This window comes from Leptospira perdikensis, from assembly GCF_004769575.1.
GTDB classification, from domain to species: Bacteria; Spirochaetota; Leptospiria; order Leptospirales; family Leptospiraceae; genus Leptospira_A; species Leptospira_A perdikensis.
The window spans coordinates 152899-168619 of the sequence record NZ_RQGA01000007.1 but is presented as its reverse complement, the minus strand read 5'-3'; the positions used below and the strand labels follow the sequence as shown (position 1 = coordinate 168619).

Genomic DNA, 15721 nt, shown 5'->3' with positions numbered 1-15721 from the left:
TTTTACATTGAAAAAGATTAGAATTGGGGTCATTGCAGCTGCCGGAAAAGGAACCCGAGCATATCCCCGAACCAGTTTCATTCCAAAACCTCTCTTCGTCATCGAAGGAAAGTCCATCCTCCACCGTAATGTGGAACTGATGGTAAAAACCTTTGGAATTGAAAAGATCTATGTTTTGGTAGGCCATCTCAAAGAACAAATCATCTCGGAAATTGACCACATTCGTTTGGCATTGCCGAAAGTAGTGATCGAACCTGTCGATTGGACTCAAAAAGGATTGGCTTCGGACGTAGCCAGTCTCGAAAGAACCATCCACGAACCATTTCTCACCATTCTCGGGGATGAGTTTTATTACCGCACAGACCACGATCATTTTCTAAAAGTTTTAAAAAAACATCCCAATATGGCAGCATCGATTGGGATTGTAAAAACATCTTTACTTTCAAGAATTCGAAAGAACTATTCTGTTGTATTAGAGAATGATAAAATACTAAATTTGGTTGAAAAACCTGAAAACCCTCCCAATGAACTTCTAGGGTTGGGTAGCTATTTTTTTACCCCTGATTACTTTGAGTTTTTCAAAAAAACTCCAACTTCGACTAAGTCTGGTGTTGTGGAGATCACAGATGTTATCGATAAGATGGCCAAAGAATCAAAAGGTGGGGTATATGCAACAACCCTTAGTTGCGAATATTTCAATATCAACTCGATGCAAGATTATTATCATGCAGTGTATGAAGTAAGAAATGATTTATTTCATAAATTTAAAACAAGTTTAGTCATACCAACAAACAATAACGAAAGATCCATCACTGATGTGATTGTTGATTTCAAAGATAAATTTAATGAAATTATAGTTATCGATAACGAATCAACAGACGAAACTTTGGCACTCAGTAAAAAGGAAAAAGTTAAAACTTATACCTTCCCTGGTGATGGGGATCCTACAAGACTTGGGGAACAAGTGAGAAGGGGAATTGAATACACAACCGGCGATATCATTGTTGTTGTTTCTCCTGACGGATCTTTTCGTTCCAAAGATTTCCCTAAATTACTAGAGTATATGAAAGACTCTGATATGGTGATTGGTACTCGCACCACAAGACAGATGATCGAACAAGGTTCCAATCTCAAACCTCTTTATCGTTTAGTGAACTTACTGATGGGAAAATTGGTCGAAGTATTTTGGTGGGGACAAGAACCACGATTTACTGATGTGGATTGTCAATTTTTTTCTGTTTGGCGTGAGTCTTACGAGCGAGTCAAACCACAGTTATATACTCAGGATCGTAAGTTCATTGTCGAACTGATGATCGACATTGTTAGATCTCATATGCGTTGTATTGAAATTCCTGTTTCTTACTTCAAACCTGTAGGACAGGTGGAATACCGATTGCGAGATATGATTTCGGATGTAATTCACATAGTGAAATTGATTTTATCTAAAAAGTTTTACCTAGGAGAAGATCGCGATGGCGAATAAAGTATTGGTAACAGGCGGATGTGGATTTTTAGGATCCCATGTTTGTGAATTATTTCGTAAAGAAGGTTGGGATGTAGTTAGTTTTGACAACATGACCAAATATGAATTAAAACGAACTGGTTATGGTAGTGATGCCACTCGAGATTATAACTGGAATTATTTAAAATCAATTGGTGTCACTATGGTTAAAGGTGACATTCGAAATTTAGAACATTTAATGGACCGTTCGGCGGATTGTGATTATATCATTCACACTGCAGCTCAACCTGCTATGACAATTTCCTGGGAAGACCCTGAATTAGATTTTTCAACAAACGTAATTGGAACTTTTAATGTGATGGAAGCGGCGAGAAAACACAAAATCCCTGTTGTGAATACATCTTCCATCCACGTATACGGAAACTCCATTAATGATAGTTTGACGGAAGGTAAAACTTCTTACGAAAGAAATCCTGTGGAAATTTCGGTGGAACAACCAACAATGGTGGGTCAAATTTCTCCTCTCCACGCATCTAAAATGAGTGCGGAACACTATGTAAGATCATATACAGATATGTATGGAGTGAAAGCTGCTAGTTTTCGATTCACTGGAATTTACGGCGAGCGCCAGTTTGGTGGTGAAGATCATGGTTGGGTCGCAAATTTTGCAATCCGTTCGGTGTTTGGGCTTCCACTTCGAATTTTTGGAACAGGAAAACAAACAAGAGATATCTTACATGCAGAAGATGGCGCTAAGTCTTATTTAGAGTTTTTTAAAAACCCAATTCCTGGTGTGTACAATATTGGTGGAGCAAGTCCTCATAAAATTTCACTTTTGGAATGTATTCATCTGATTGGCGAAATTCTCGGTAAAAAACAAGAAATCCTTTTTGAGGTCGAAAGACCAGGTGACATGCGTTATTTTATTTGCGACATCAAAGAAGCAAAAAAATTCGGATTCAATCCAAAAATTTTGCCAAAAGAAGGTGTCACTCGACTCCTAAAATGGATTGAAGCAAACAAAGACGTATTCAATATCTCTGGAAAGTAGTATGGCAAATAAAACTTTGGTCATCATCCCCGCATACAATGAAGCTGAAACCATCGAAGAGGTGGTGCGGGGTGCCATTGTCTATGCAGATGTTTCAGTAACGGATGATGCCAGTAAGGATTCTACACCAACTATCTTGGCCAAACTACAGAAAGAATTTGGAAAACGCCTTCACGTCATTCGACATGAAAAAAATACTCATATTCCAAAAGGCATTCAGGATGGAATGAAATATGCCGTGGAAAAAGGATACGACTGGGTCATCACTATGGATGCCGGCCTGTCACATGACGCTAGTTATCTGAAAGAGTTCCAATCCTTTCCTGAGTGTGATTTGGTCATTGGCTCTAGAACTTCTACTGTTAACGTTCCTATTTATCGTAGGTTTATTTCTTGGCTTGCTGCCAAAGTAATGAACTACTGCCTTTCCAAGGGAATTTTGAATCTTTTGGGAGCTGGTTTACGAGACTGCACTAGCGGATACAGACGATATTCGAAACCTATGTTTGAAAAAATTGCAACATATCCTTTGGAATCCGTTGCCTTTGACTTTCATATGGAAGCGTTATCGATTGTATCAAACAATGGTGGTTCTATTAAAGAATTATCAATTCGTTATATCTTTTCGAATAGTAGTTTTAACCGAAAGGTATTAAAACTGGCAATCCAATTTGCTAAGAAACTTTTGTTACGAAAATGGAAACTGATCCCACAATACCCCTAAACAAATCCCGTTTCGGACTGAAATGGAAGGTTTTTATCATCACCTGCAGTTTGTTTGGTGGGGTTTTCTTTTTGGATCGATTGTTTTTTTTCGACCTATATTTTTTGTTCCCAAATGAAACAGAATGGGATTCTTCTCCATGGTATAATTTCATTCACAAAACAAAAGAATTGCAGTCTTCAGAAGACAAACATCGAACCATCATTGCCGGAAGTTCTGTTGCTTTGTATTCGGTATTACCAGACCTTTTGAACCAAAAAGTAAATCCCAAAACTAAATATTCTTTTTTTTCACATGTGGCCATGGCGCCAACGGATCTGGATTATTATAAAGAAAATCTTTTAATTTCCCATCCTAATTTAGTGGTGTATATACACAATTTTGCGGATTTACAGTGGGAATACCAGACGCCGATGGACGGGAAATTCCATTTTGATGAGGAAAAATGGGTAAAAGAATTTGGGGAAAGATATCCTGCAAAAACAATTTATCCTAAAGCATACTTAAATGATCATTGGATAGAGTTACCAAGAAAAACCATCTCTAAACTTGCCACCAAATCATTATTTTATGTAAGTCGATTTCGTGTTTTCTTCTGGGATCCAATAGAAGTTTATATAGACAATCACTTTCGTAGTGGTAGAAAATATCATCTCTACCAAGGGGAAAAACCAATAGAAGGGATTTGGTCTAAAGGATGGACTAAAGAGACTGCAACTTTAACTTGTTCGGAAAAAAAATCAAAAGAGTCCATCTTCATTCAAAAGCCAAAAACAAAATTAAAGTTTCGTTTTTTTAAAGATAAAAACTTTTTTTCCAATCAAATGTCGATTCAGGAAATAGAAAAAACCTTTGATCATTCCGGTTGGAATGATCTGGATTGGGGATCGTTAGTTCAAAATTCAATGGACTGGTCCGTGGTACAAATCCAAGTTCTATCTGAATTACCTTCTGCAAAAGAGGTGAACCTCATTCGGTATGGGCGAGATGAATCTGTCGGTGTTCGGTTATCGCATTTTTTTTGTAAAAACTCAAAGTTTGAAAATCGTTCCTACTCTCGCGGTAGTTATTGGGATGATACACGTTTAGTAACAATGACAACTGCGGACTTTAAAGAAGACTACTTTGAACGTATGATCCGTGATGCAGGAACTAGAAATGAACTTTGGCGGTTACATTTTGTTCGGGAAGCCAAAAAAAATGTAAACACTATATCCTTCTCCCCGTGGCCCGAATTTGATCGAATCCTCAGAATCTCTGATTATTTTTACGAACACAAAGTTCCTTTTGTATTGGTTTTAAGCCCTGAAAATCCAATTGAATTTGCCTTTTATAAAAATTCAAAGTGGAGACAGGATTGGATTTCCAAATTAAAATCTCATTTGGAAACTCGAGGTCAAACATTGATTGATCATACGGACGCAGTAAGTGATGTTCGTTACTTTTTTGATCCGCATCATCTAACATACGAAGGTGCCAATTATTATAACTCTGTTTTTTCTCAGTCAGTAGAGTCTAAAATTTCAAATTCAAATCCTTAGTTGGAGTCAAAACCGATGGTATTCAAACGTCTATTACCAATATTTTTGTTTTTTAATTCGAAACAGTGGCTTACTGTGTTGTCTTTTTTTCTCATCTGGGGAATTTCCGCTTTAGGGTATTGGAAAAAGTATGAATGGAATCCGAGTTCTATGGTGAACTTTGGTTATGAATTTGCTTTACAAAACCAAACAGAAACACCGGAAAAAGCAGTTTTATTCAAAGGAGAAAAGGGAGATTTAGGTGCGGGTTATGATGGCCAAATCTTCTATTATTTCTCAAGACCACTTTCTGAATTTAATCTCAATTGGCCAAAAGGTTTTGATGAATCCTACCGGGCACCGCGAATCGGCTATCCTTTGTTAATTGCTTTGTTTGGATTTTTGGGTAAATCTGCAGCAATATTTGGGATGTACTTTTGGAATATTGTTTTAACAATCATTTCTTATTTCTATTTACGTCGGCTTTTGAATGAAGATACAAAACCTTTTGCCATTTTATATCTTCTAAGTCCTTTTGCTTTGGGAAGTTATTATGTACTCGTAAGTGATACAGTAATGGTATCGATCCTTGTTATAGCTTACTATTATTATGTAAAAGAAAATTATTTCCCTTTTATTTTGCTTTCAAGTTTGGCCATTTTAACTAAAGAACCTGCTTTGTTTTTGTTATTTCCCTTAGGTCTTGCCGCTCTTTTCCGAAAAGATTGGAAACGGATTTTTGTAGTTGGTTCTGTACTGATCATTCCTGTTTGTTGGCATTTGTATTTGGCATACCGTTTCCCGAATTGGAGACCGGGTCGGCTTACCGATTTTATTCTGCCATTTGAGGGACTTATTTCCTATATGGAATCTATTTGGAGACAAGTTGCCAGTGGTACTAATTGGAAAGACTTGGCTCGGCTATTTTCAAGGTTTCCACTTCTTATTTTATTTTTTCTGGGATTGTTTTTGCCTTTTACGGGTCAAGTTCGCAAAGGTTGGGAATTTCGAATTTCATTTTTGTTAGTTATGTTTATGGTGGGCACGGCTGGATATTACCATTTTTGGTCAGTTTATGAAAATGTCTCTCGTATGTTTACGCTTTCGATTCCGGTATTATTATTGTTGATGAATGAAGATAAAACGATTCGCAAACAAGAATATATACTATTCACTTTATTCATTCTTGTTTTATTTCTCGTAAAAGTTTTACTCATTTCTAAACAATTGGGTTACCAAATAGGATTTTAAAAATTAGAATCCTTTGGAATCTGAAAACTTTGTTTTGCTTCTGCATTGAGTGTTTGGATCTCTGGTTTTTTAAAAATAAGTTCGAATCCATCAGACATCACAAAACGAATGTAAGTTGAATCTGAATCGCGTACAAAATTTTGTAATTGTGTGAGAGATTGGATGGGAGTTCCATTTACAGTTTTTAGAATCATTTGGTGAGCTGTGTGGTAAGCTTTATTTCCTGACAGTGGTAATACTTGGGACAAAAATACTACTTTTCCTTCGTTTGTATTTCTTTTGATACGGTAAAAATCGTTTAAGTAAAGTAGTTCTTTATTTACTCGATTCCGCCACTGGTTCCCATGTTCTGTTAAATATTGTTCCGAAAGTTCTTGGAAAATAATACCTGCTAACATTAAATATTTGGGAGTTTGAAACCTGGAGTTCCCATGTGGAATTCGAATAGCAGACTCTGGGAGTGGTTTTAAATCTAATTCAAGGGATATTGGTTTTTTATTTCTAAATACTTTTAGTTTTATTTTTTTTCCGAATTGAGAGTCTGCATCGTTGGTATTATGAAATAAATAAGATACATTTAGTTTCCCAAATTTTGGATGATCAAAGTAACCTTTAGGATCTATTTTACAATTAGAAACTTCAAGTAATACATCCTCTAATTGTAAAACCCCATCCGCAGAAGATCCTGGATAAATTTCTGCTACAAGTACACCTAAATCATCCTTTCGTAATCCGTAGTGGTTTCTGGTTGCCGTATCCGTTAAAGGTTTAAATCGAAATCCTTTAAACGGAAATGGTTTTCCTTCAATGAAATGTTTGATAGAAAATGAAGGGATTACTCTTCCCGTATTATTTTCTTTGAATTGGTATAAAATACCTTGGGGGATTCTCGCAGTAGCATCCACGATGAGTTCGCCCACACCATCTAGTTTTTCTTCGGATTGGATTTCTATAAAGGGAAGTTCCACATAACCACTAGAATACGAATCTATATCTAACCTTAACATTCGAATTTTCTTTTCTTCCAAGGTCCGTTGGTCTTTACTTTCCATTACGAGGCCAGTACCCGGTAAAAATAATTCGTTTGGAAAAACAACTGCCTTTAGGTCTTTAGAAACATTCGGATCATTCAATTTTAAAATGGCGAGTCCTAAGTCCGGATCTAATCGTTCTAATTCGGCTGTATATACTTTCAGCGAATCGGGTTTTTTGATTTCAATACTTGTATAAAAATAAACTGCTTGGGCTGGGATTAAAATTTGATTTTCGCCAATATAGATTCCGGTGGAATGACGAACCTCAGGATTTTTAAACCTCCAAGGTTGGAGAAAATGGGGATACTGAACGGTTACTTTGACTTGGAGAATAGATGCATCCGTCATTGCCACCGGAATCGATTTTCCAATTAATTGTCCTGTCAAAGATATTAAGAAAATAAAAAAGATTATAGAATTTCTATTTAAGAATAACATTAAATTAGTTTCCTGTTAGGTGGTAAGATTTTTTTATTTCCAGGTCAGCCCGTTCTGATTCTTCTCGGTCCAAAATCATAGGTAATTGAATTCCATAAAATTGGATTCGGATGGTTTTTTCTGTGGAAGACCGAACAGTCTCCTTCAAATGGTTTAGATTTTTGATCTTTATTCCATTCAAAGATTCCACGACCATATTCAAATAAAAATCAGAATTAGAGTTGATCGGATGAGGTAATTTCCGGTACAAAACTACATCTTCTGACTGTCCGTCAGAAAGAGTTGTAGCATCATAAAATCGGTAAACGAGTAAACTTCCACCTTGTGTTTGTCCGTTTTTACTCCATGCTTCGAGAAGGTCTCGATTGACTGTTTGAAACACAAGACCACCAAACACGAGATAATCGTAATCTACGCCATACCTTGACCTTTGGTGGTCCATCTGTGGCATTTTTTTCGCTGGGAATTTTATACTAATTTTTTTCTTATCCCGAATCAGATCAAATCGGATCTCTTCACCCGCAAACTTGTTGTCCACAAGTTCCAGAAAGTCGATCGAATTTGTTTCAAGTAGATTCCCATTTCTCCCAATTTTACGCCCATCAATTGCTGTTAAGTAGTCTCCTGGTTTTAAATGTCCATCAGCAGAACCTGATTTCAAAACCTTTGTAACAAAGACACCTTCCTCCAAATTAGGAATTCCATAAAATTGCCTATGGGAATCTGAATAGGAAGGTTGTGTTTGAATTCCTAATTCGACGTAACCATGATAAATTCCATCTTCAATATCTTTTAGAAAATGTTGGATCACTCCTGTGGGAATGATATAACCAATGTTTTCTCCTTTGGTGGAAGCTTGGAAGGCAACACCAACTACTTTCCCATTTTGTAGTGCAGGCCCACCCGAGTTTCCAGGATTGATGGCTGCATCCACTTGAACCACCAAATGACTATCGATTTGAGAATGAGCATAGGTTGACTGTTCAATCCTAGAAACAATTCCTCGGCTAACGGATATTTTGCTACCGCCAATCGGATAGCCAATAATATCCACAGGGCTTGCAAGCTCTGGTAAGTTCCCTAATTCTAAGTAATTACTATCGGTATAAAATTCTGGATCCGCAACTTCGAGAAGAGCCAAGTCACAATCATGAGCAATAAATAGAACTTTCAATTCATACCATTCGGTTTGGTTGTTCCTTTGTGCCTCCATAAATTTGGCGTTGGAGACTACGTGAGCATTGGTGAGGATGCGGTTTCGAGAGATTAAAAACCCAGAGCCAGTGGAGGCAGAAATCCCAGAGGAAATCCAGGGAGAGAAGGGGTCTTTGGCTTGTGAAAACACTCGGATTTGGACTACAGATTTCTTGATTTCGTCGATGGATTGTCTGTTTTCTTCAGGATAAAGTGGACTTAGGAATAAACTCGTAAAAAATAAAATAGTACTCGCAAAGAGAGATGGGGAGAGGAGAATTTTTTTTTGTTTTTGCATGAGTTTGTTTGAATCCATCATATTTGGAGTTACCGCCTGTTTTTCATTGATTGCCGGCATTGTTTCATTTAGAAAGAATCCGCGGACAAGAATGAAAACAAGTTTTTCTGTCTTAGCGGCTTTTTTCTTTATCGGAGATTTGACAATCTTTGCTAATAGTTTGTTCTTAGAAAAAAACATTCTTAACCATCCCCATACACTCTCCACCTATTTGATCTTTTTATCATTTGTTCTATTATACTTTGGATTACAATTTCCAACTTTCTTTCGCAATTTTCCACGCCTTGTTGTCATTTGTTCCTTTGTACTCGGAATGGGGATCATGTTGTTATTTGTAGACTTGGGAATCCTAAACGAAATATATCCTGGGACTAGTTTGATTTTATTGAAATATTATTATAACGCTTATTACTCGATTACGTTTTTTGCATTTGCTTATTTGATCATCGCCAAACTCAGGTATAACTTTCCTGCGATTCAAAAGTTTATGGAATATATTTATTTAGCTACCTTACTTACTTGTATCCTTTTTATAAGTCTTTGTTTTTTCCCCGAGCTCATACCCTTAACAACAAAATATTTTTTACATTTTTTCCTTTTTGTGAATTTGTTATTTCTTTCTTGTTTTGTTATCTTTTTGTTCCATTATTCTTTCACAGAAGACTACTTAACTCATCCGTTTTCTTTTTTATTTGAAAGATCGACAAAAATATTCGAAGACCAAATCCCAGCAACAAGATCTAATTCAAGACTCATCAAAGAAAACCTTTGGGGATTGTATGAGAAAAGGAATTGGCGAACGGTTATGGATAGTTTTTGGTTTCAGATCCTTGTGGATGAAACTCTGGACAATGCACTAGAACATGGTGGGAAAAGAGAAGAGGACATCATTACAGTTCATGTATTCGAATCACGTAAATACATCGACGTATACGTAATTGATAGTGGAAAAGGTTTTAATCCCAGGCTCATTCCAAGCCCTATCGAATCAGATAGAAAGTTAGTCACAAGCGGACGTGGGATTCACATTTTAAAAAAATTGTTTGTGGTTCGATGGAATTTTCTTGGAAACGAGGTAAGTATCCGTGTGGATAAAACAAAGAGTTCTGATTGGAAATCTATAACCTAAAGAGAACTCTTTGTTTTTAGCAGAAATTAAATTTCTATTTTAATGTCCTTCAAATTCGCAAATAGAAAATACATCAATTCCGTAAGTATCTTTAATTCGTTTTGCTCCACCTAAATCTGGTAAGTTGATGATGGTAGAACATTCATGAACCACACCTTTAAGGTTTTGAACCAATTTGATTGAAGCCTCCAAAGTACCCCCGGTGGCAATCAAGTCGTCCATAATTAAAACACGTTCGCCGGGACTGATGGCATCTGTATGAATTTCCACATGATCCACACCGTATTCCAAAGCATAAGACTCGGAGATAGTGGTTCCCGGTAGTTTACCTTTCTTTCGGATGGGAACAAATCCTACACCCAACTGGAAAGCCAAAGCAGCACCAGGGATAAAACCTCGGGCATCAATAGCAGCAATTTTATTTAATTTAGCATTTTGGTATCGTTCTACAAACATTCCAATGGTGAGTTGGAATCCTTCTGGGTCGATGAGAAGGGAAGTAATATCGCGAAAAAGAATCCCTGGTTTCGGGTAATCGGGAATGGTGCGGATCTTAGATTTAACAATGGACATAATAGGATGAAACCAAGGAAGACTAAGGCTTTGCAATAAAAAAAGGCCGACTATTTAGCCGACCTTTCTACTTTGTTAGTCTTTTGTGAGAAGATTTTATCTCATTTGTTTGAGGGCTAAAATTCTTTCTTCTAAAGCAGGGTGGGTTGCAAACAAGGAAAGGAATCCACCTTTATTAGAAGAGATCTTAAAGGAAGCAAGAGCCTCTCCTCTCGGATCTTCTGGCATATCTACCATTTTGCGTAGTGATTCCAAAGCAGAAATCATTGATTCTCTTCCCGCAAGTTTCGCACCACCGGCGTCCGCACGAAACTCTCTTTGGCGTGAGAAATAAGCCACTGCCATAGAACCAAGAATCGAGAACACAATGTCTAGAAGTATGGTCACTGCAATCCTTACGATATGTGCCATTTCTTCTTTCACTGCGTTGGAAGCAATATAAGCAATGATACGAGAGATAAACATAGCAAACGAGTTCACAACACCTTGAATCAGAGTGAGTGTCACCATGTCTCCATTGGCAACGTGTGACAATTCATGTGCAAGTACACCTTCTAACTCTTGTGCGTTCATACGATTGAGTAATCCCGTAGAAACTGCCACTAAAGAGCTAGATTTACTTGGACCTGTCGCAAATGCATTCACTTCAGGGGATTCGTAAATTCCTACTTCAGGCATAGGAAGATGTGCTCGTTGTGCCAAAGATTGTACTCGGCGATAGACATCCATCTCAGGCGCAGAAGCATTTTTAGGATCGATGACTTTTACGCCCATCGACCACTTCGCCATCATTTTAGAAAGTAAAAGCGAAATGAAAGACCCCGCCATACCCCACATTAAACAGAATACAATGAGCTGTGTTAGATCCAAACCATAGGCACGGATGCTAAATCCCATCGAACCAAGTAGAGTGGTTACGATAGAGATGGTAGTCATAATCAAAATATTGGTTAACAGGAAAAAACCGATTCGTTTGATCCAAGTCATAGGAAATTGTTCTCCTTAAGGTTCACGTGGAACCTGTTTGTTAGACTCAAACTGTACTTGTTTGAGTCCTAGATTACAAGCAAATTAATGCCCGAATTTGTCCGGATTTCCTTTTGGATTATTGAGAAGCTGTATCAATAAAAATAAAGTCGCCAACGAAAAGTAGGCAATGGGAAAGTCCCAACTTGCAAGTTCTGTAAATCGGTTCAGAATGGCGTTCCCTTGTAATTCATATGCATGAATCCAACCCACTATTGAAAGAATCCCTGCAATCACTGCCCAAAGGGAAGCTTTTGTCCATTCTCTTTCTAAAATAAAAACTACCATCGCAGACCAAACCATTGATGTGATGAGAAAACCTTGTGACAAAGCGATGACACCACCCAAAGCATAGGGGAGAAAGTTTAAATGTGGAGGAATATCAGATAAAGAGAAGTGGATCGTTTGCTTTACACCTAGCTCTTGTAAGGTGGATTGTAGTTTCCCATCTAAAAAGATAAATACGTTTTGAATGATAAGCACTGCCCAACCTGCAAAGGCAGGTAGAAGACCAACCACAACGGCGGGAGAGTGGTGTTTCGGTATGGCTTGGAAGGCCTGGCTTGTGATCACAATTCCGATCCAAAGAACAATGGCCATCCCCGCTTCGACAGGAATCAAGGCTTGGATGAGACCCATCAGTCCAAACAAACTGACTATGGTCATAAAAATTCCAGAAAGCACCGAATAACTATGTTTAGCCCCGAGTGCCTTCCATCCAGGGTGTCCAATATAAATGGTTGTAGGAAAAGGTGAACCAAATGCAGTTCCCGCAAGAGTACCGAGTCCGTTGACAAGAAGAGAAGTTTTTGTATCAAAACTATCTCCCGATGCTTCTGCGGATTCAATATTTTGTAAGGAACCTATGACATTAAAAACACCCATGGGAAGGATGATAGAAAAGTAGGCTTTGATATTCGCATAGTTAAGTGTATCAATTAGAGGACTGATGGAAATTTTGGGAAAATAAATCCCAAGAGTTTGTAATCCGTTTTCTATGGCTCCTGGTTTGTAGATAGGATCTCCCCAAAACGAAGACAAATAGGACAATAAAATTCCAAACATAACCGAAAGTAGTCCCCCAGGAATTCCAAAAGGGAAACGAACTTTACCGAAATATTGTAATAAAATGACACCTAGCGGAATAAAGGCGACAATGGGTCTTTCAAAAGTACGAAGTAAAAAATCCATCGAAATGAAGGTGATGGCAATTCCTGCCAAAGCAGAGAGAAGGGCGGCTCGAGGAGTATACTTTCGGATTTTTGCAGCAACAAAAGAGCCGATCACTTCGATACATCCGGAAACAAAGGACACAAGGAGACCTGCTTTCCATGCAGCTACATAGTCACCTGTGGCTTGGTAGGTGGGGAACATAACAAAAAAGACAAAGGCAAAGAGAGAAACTGTATTGATTCCATAGGGGATCGCAGTAACATCTGTTCGGTGAGTTCGTTGCCCGAGTTTCCAGGCCTGCCATGCATAAAATACATTTCCAACCAGTAAGGAAACCGCAGCACCCGGAAGGACAACAGAAGTAACAAAGAGGAGTGGAAAACCACAAACACCAATACAAAGAGCTGATAAAACTAGGAGTTGGATGAGGTTGTCTACCATGAGACCGAAAAAACCGTCGAGATCACCTCTCGTGATTGTAAAAAAATTCATTCGTTCCGTTTCCCTCCAAAATCCACACGAATTACATTCCCATCTCCAGTGACTTCTGGTTTCGTGACCTTTGGTTTAGGAGGACTTTCTTCTGCGTTAGGACCTGCTTCTACTTGGAGAAACCGAAGTTGAGTAGCAGAGTTTTGAAACTTATCGTAAATTCTAAATACAGCATCCCAAGGAATCATAGTAGGTTCCCAAGCGGAACCAAATTGTAATTCTGCAAATAGGTAATCTGGTTTACTGTCTAAAACTTTTACAGCTTTGTCACCAAACACAAGTACAATGCCAGATTCTTTTTCTGCATTCAGTAACCCACGTTTACCGATTTCCAGTTTTGGATGTGGCATTACATGGATATAAAATACTCCAAACCGTTCCCAATAGAGATTAAATAAGTCTCTTTTAAACTCACGTAATGTGGTGATTTCTTCCTGGGTGAGTTTTTCGCTCATAAATTCCTTTTACCATGTGATGTTTCCCACTCGATGTATTCGTCGTGGACTTTATATTCGGGAATGATATCTTTGAAGGCTCCGAAGACCTCTCTATTTTTGTTTGCTTTAGCAAGCGAAAACAACCGATTCAATTTATTTTGAAAAAGTAGTAGGTTATAGTTTTCCAAAGGTGCTGCAATGCGAATCTTTGGATGGTGTGTTTTTTTAATCCCTTCTTGGTTTAAAAGAAGTTCTTCATATAACTTTTCTCCTGGGCGAAGACCAGAAAATTCAATGTGTATATCTTTGTGAGGAGTGTATCCAGAAAGACGAATCATCTCTTCGGCAAGGGAAAGAATTTTTACAGGTTCTCCCATATCCAAAAGGAAAATTTCTCCATGTTCTCCCATACTCCCTGCCTGTAACACCAGTTGTGTGGCCTCCGGTATGGTCATAAAATAACGAATGACTTCAGGATGGGTAACTGTAACCGGTCCCCCTCGTTTGATTTGTTCTCGAAACCTAGGGATCACACTTCCATTGGAACCTAAAACATTCCCGAACCTGACGGTGATGAACTTTGTTCTAGAGTTTTGTGAGATATGTTGTAAATAAATTTCAGCAGCCCTTTTTGATGCACCCATCACATTGACTGGATTGACTGCTTTGTCAGTGGATATCAAAACAAAACGATCCACACCTATCAGTCGACAAACATCTGCTACATTCTTTGTGCCCATCACATTGTTTAAGACGGCTTCCGACGGGTTGATCTCCATCATTGGAACATGTTTGTAAGCAGCAGAATGGAAAACTACGGAAGGGCGGTGTTCTTCAAATACAGCAGATATCCGCGATAAATTTTTTACATCGGCAATGACAGGACGAATATCGATATTCAAATCTGCAAAATTTTTTCGAAGTTCGTAATCAATTTCGTATAACGGAGTTTCTGCGGCATCTAGAATGACAAGGACACTTGGTTTAAAAAGTGCCACTTGGCGACAAATTTCGGAACCGATAGAACCACCAGCCCCAGTAACAAGGATTACCTTTTTTTCTAAGTAAGAACGGATGGATTCAATTTCTAAATCTACAGTAGGCCTTCCCAAAAGGTCTTCTACTTGTACCTCACGAAGTTGTGTGATATTCGGTTTCCCTGATAAGTATTCACCAAAAGTAGGTAAAATTTTAAAGTCAGCTCCCGCACTTTCACATTCTTTCATAAGTTTACTGACCACCCGTCCATCTGGTTGGGGGACAGTCATAATGACTTTTTTGACACCATACCGAACTAAAATTTTGCCAATTTCATCTGTCGATCCGAGAATTGGAATCCCTTGAATGTAACCACCTTTTTTAGAGAGGTTGTCATCCAAAAATCCAATCGGTTGGTAATCCAAATCCATATTGCGTCTAATCTCTGTTAAGAAAGAACTGCCGAGTTTCCCAGCTCCTACAAGTAAAACGGGAGTTCCTCCCTTAGATTTGTCGGAATGGAAAATTTGTTCTCGTAACATCCTCCAACTCAAACTTCGTAAACATAAAAATCCGAGTAGAATGAGTGTATCAAGAATCGGTACCATTCGAGACAGTTGGTAGAATCGATTGTAAAAAAGTAGTGCCAGAGTGGAAACAAGCGAAGAAAGAACCGTCGCTTTTATGATAGAGAGTAAATCGTGTAAGGAAGCGTAAGACCAAAGGGATCTGTAGATTCCAGAAAAGAGAAATACCAAACTTCGAGAGACTACAACGATTGTGGCACAGACCCAAAAGTCTGGATAACTATCTAAAAACCGTATGTTCTCAAAACGCACAAGGTGTGCGAGAAAATACGACAAAAACATAAAGAGTATGTCGACTGGAAAAACCCAGTACCGTCTCGGTATCGATTTCATATCTGATAAATAAAGGTATTA

13 protein-coding genes are annotated in these 15721 nt (G+C 38.1%); 6 read left to right on the top strand and 7 right to left on the bottom strand.

Going from position 1 to position 15721, the window contains the following annotated elements; all coding sequences use genetic code 11:
* The first annotated feature begins 7 nt into the window (after positions 1 to 7).
* From EHQ49_RS07900 to EHQ49_RS07880, 5 genes are read left to right on the top strand one after another with little or no spacing between them, the layout of a single operon-like run.
* Positions 8 to 1483 (top strand): nucleotidyltransferase family protein, encoded by a 1476-nt coding sequence (locus tag EHQ49_RS07900; RefSeq protein ID WP_135578136.1) that lies wholly within the window; start codon positions 8 to 10, stop codon positions 1481 to 1483.
* Positions 1473 to 2513, top strand: a complete 1041-nt coding sequence (locus EHQ49_RS07895) for an NAD-dependent epimerase/dehydratase family protein (protein ID WP_100792235.1) — start codon at positions 1473 to 1475, stop codon at positions 2511 to 2513. Before EHQ49_RS07900 ends, EHQ49_RS07895 begins: the two co-directional genes overlap by 11 nt.
* 1 nt (position 2514) lies before the next feature.
* A complete protein-coding gene (locus EHQ49_RS07890; protein ID WP_135578134.1) occupies positions 2515 to 3237 on the top strand; it encodes a glycosyltransferase in 723 nt (240 codons plus the stop codon).
* Complete coding sequence (locus EHQ49_RS07885) at positions 3210 to 4778, top strand: hypothetical protein (RefSeq protein WP_244241401.1); 1569 nt, start codon at positions 3210 to 3212, stop codon at positions 4776 to 4778. The genes EHQ49_RS07890 and EHQ49_RS07885 overlap by 28 nt, the downstream gene beginning before the upstream one ends.
* A 15-nt stretch (positions 4779 to 4793) precedes the next feature.
* A complete protein-coding gene (locus tag EHQ49_RS07880; RefSeq protein ID WP_135578132.1) occupies positions 4794 to 6008 on the top strand; it encodes an AZOBR_p60025 family cell surface glycopolymer formation protein in 1215 nt (404 codons plus the stop codon).
* Here the strand turns inward: EHQ49_RS07880 and EHQ49_RS07875 are convergent.
* Both EHQ49_RS07875 and EHQ49_RS07870 read right to left on the bottom strand, forming a co-directional pair.
* On the bottom strand, positions 6005 to 7480 hold the full coding sequence (locus EHQ49_RS07875; protein WP_135578130.1) for a PDZ domain-containing protein: 1476 nt from the start codon (positions 7478 to 7480) through the stop codon (positions 6005 to 6007). The two genes, EHQ49_RS07880 and EHQ49_RS07875, sit on opposite strands and share 4 nt — an antisense overlap.
* A 4-nt stretch (positions 7481 to 7484) precedes the next feature.
* Positions 7485 to 9032 (bottom strand): S1C family serine protease, encoded by a 1548-nt coding sequence (locus EHQ49_RS07870; RefSeq protein ID WP_135578128.1) that lies wholly within the window; start codon positions 9030 to 9032, stop codon positions 7485 to 7487.
* A gap of 31 nt (positions 9033 to 9063) precedes the next feature.
* On the opposite strand from EHQ49_RS07870, the gene EHQ49_RS07865 reads away from it, so the two are divergent.
* Positions 9064 to 10101, top strand: a complete 1038-nt coding sequence (locus tag EHQ49_RS07865) for an ATP-binding protein (protein ID WP_135578126.1) — start codon at positions 9064 to 9066, stop codon at positions 10099 to 10101.
* 39 nt (positions 10102 to 10140) lie between these two features.
* Here EHQ49_RS07865 and EHQ49_RS07860 read toward each other — a convergent pair whose 3' ends face one another.
* The 5 genes from EHQ49_RS07860 to EHQ49_RS07840 form a co-directional block, all read right to left on the bottom strand.
* Positions 10141 to 10674, bottom strand: a complete 534-nt coding sequence (locus EHQ49_RS07860) for an adenine phosphoribosyltransferase (protein ID WP_135578124.1) — start codon at positions 10672 to 10674, stop codon at positions 10141 to 10143.
* A gap of 96 nt (positions 10675 to 10770) precedes the next feature.
* Positions 10771 to 11661: a protease HtpX gene (gene htpX / locus EHQ49_RS07855; protein WP_135578122.1), complete on the bottom strand. Its 891-nt coding sequence runs from the start codon at positions 11659 to 11661 to the stop codon at positions 10771 to 10773.
* Between the two features lie 84 nt (positions 11662 to 11745).
* Positions 11746 to 13365: an NCS2 family permease gene (locus EHQ49_RS07850; RefSeq protein ID WP_135578120.1), complete on the bottom strand. Its 1620-nt coding sequence runs from the start codon at positions 13363 to 13365 to the stop codon at positions 11746 to 11748.
* Positions 13362 to 13820: a ClpXP protease specificity-enhancing factor SspB gene (locus EHQ49_RS07845; RefSeq protein ID WP_135578118.1), complete on the bottom strand. Its 459-nt coding sequence runs from the start codon at positions 13818 to 13820 to the stop codon at positions 13362 to 13364. The genes EHQ49_RS07850 and EHQ49_RS07845 overlap by 4 nt, the downstream gene beginning before the upstream one ends.
* Complete coding sequence (locus EHQ49_RS07840) at positions 13817 to 15700, bottom strand: polysaccharide biosynthesis protein (RefSeq protein ID WP_208732186.1); 1884 nt, start codon at positions 15698 to 15700, stop codon at positions 13817 to 13819. Before EHQ49_RS07840 ends, EHQ49_RS07845 begins: the two co-directional genes overlap by 4 nt.
* Positions 15701 to 15721 lie beyond the last annotated feature (21 nt).

Bases quoted from the DNA above. Each gene is read 5' to 3' on its own strand.
- EHQ49_RS07865 (WP_135578126.1), top strand. From the start codon at position 9,064: ATGAAAACAAGTTTTTCTGTCTTAGCGGCTTTTTTCTTTATCGGAGAT.
- EHQ49_RS07885 (WP_244241401.1), top strand. From the start codon at position 3,210: ATGGAAACTGATCCCACAATACCCCTAAACAAATCCCGTTTCGGACTG.
- EHQ49_RS07840 (WP_208732186.1), bottom strand. From the start codon at position 15,700: ATGAAATCGATACCGAGACGGTACTGGGTTTTTCCAGTCGACATACTC.
- EHQ49_RS07850 (WP_135578120.1), bottom strand. From the start codon at position 13,365: ATGAATTTTTTTACAATCACGAGAGGTGATCTCGACGGTTTTTTCGGT.
- EHQ49_RS07860 (WP_135578124.1), bottom strand. From the start codon at position 10,674: ATGTCCATTGTTAAATCTAAGATCCGCACCATTCCCGATTACCCGAAA.
- htpX (WP_135578122.1), bottom strand. From the start codon at position 11,661: ATGACTTGGATCAAACGAATCGGTTTTTTCCTGTTAACCAATATTTTG.
- EHQ49_RS07870 (WP_135578128.1), bottom strand. From the start codon at position 9,032: ATGCCGGCAATCAATGAAAAACAGGCGGTAACTCCAAATATGATGGAT.
- EHQ49_RS07880 (WP_135578132.1), top strand. From the start codon at position 4,794: ATGGTATTCAAACGTCTATTACCAATATTTTTGTTTTTTAATTCGAAA.
- EHQ49_RS07875 (WP_135578130.1), bottom strand. From the start codon at position 7,480: ATGTTATTCTTAAATAGAAATTCTATAATCTTTTTTATTTTCTTAATA.
- EHQ49_RS07895 (WP_100792235.1), top strand. From the start codon at position 1,473: ATGGCGAATAAAGTATTGGTAACAGGCGGATGTGGATTTTTAGGATCC.
- EHQ49_RS07890 (WP_135578134.1), top strand. From the start codon at position 2,515: ATGGCAAATAAAACTTTGGTCATCATCCCCGCATACAATGAAGCTGAA.
- EHQ49_RS07845 (WP_135578118.1), bottom strand. From the start codon at position 13,820: ATGAGCGAAAAACTCACCCAGGAAGAAATCACCACATTACGTGAGTTT.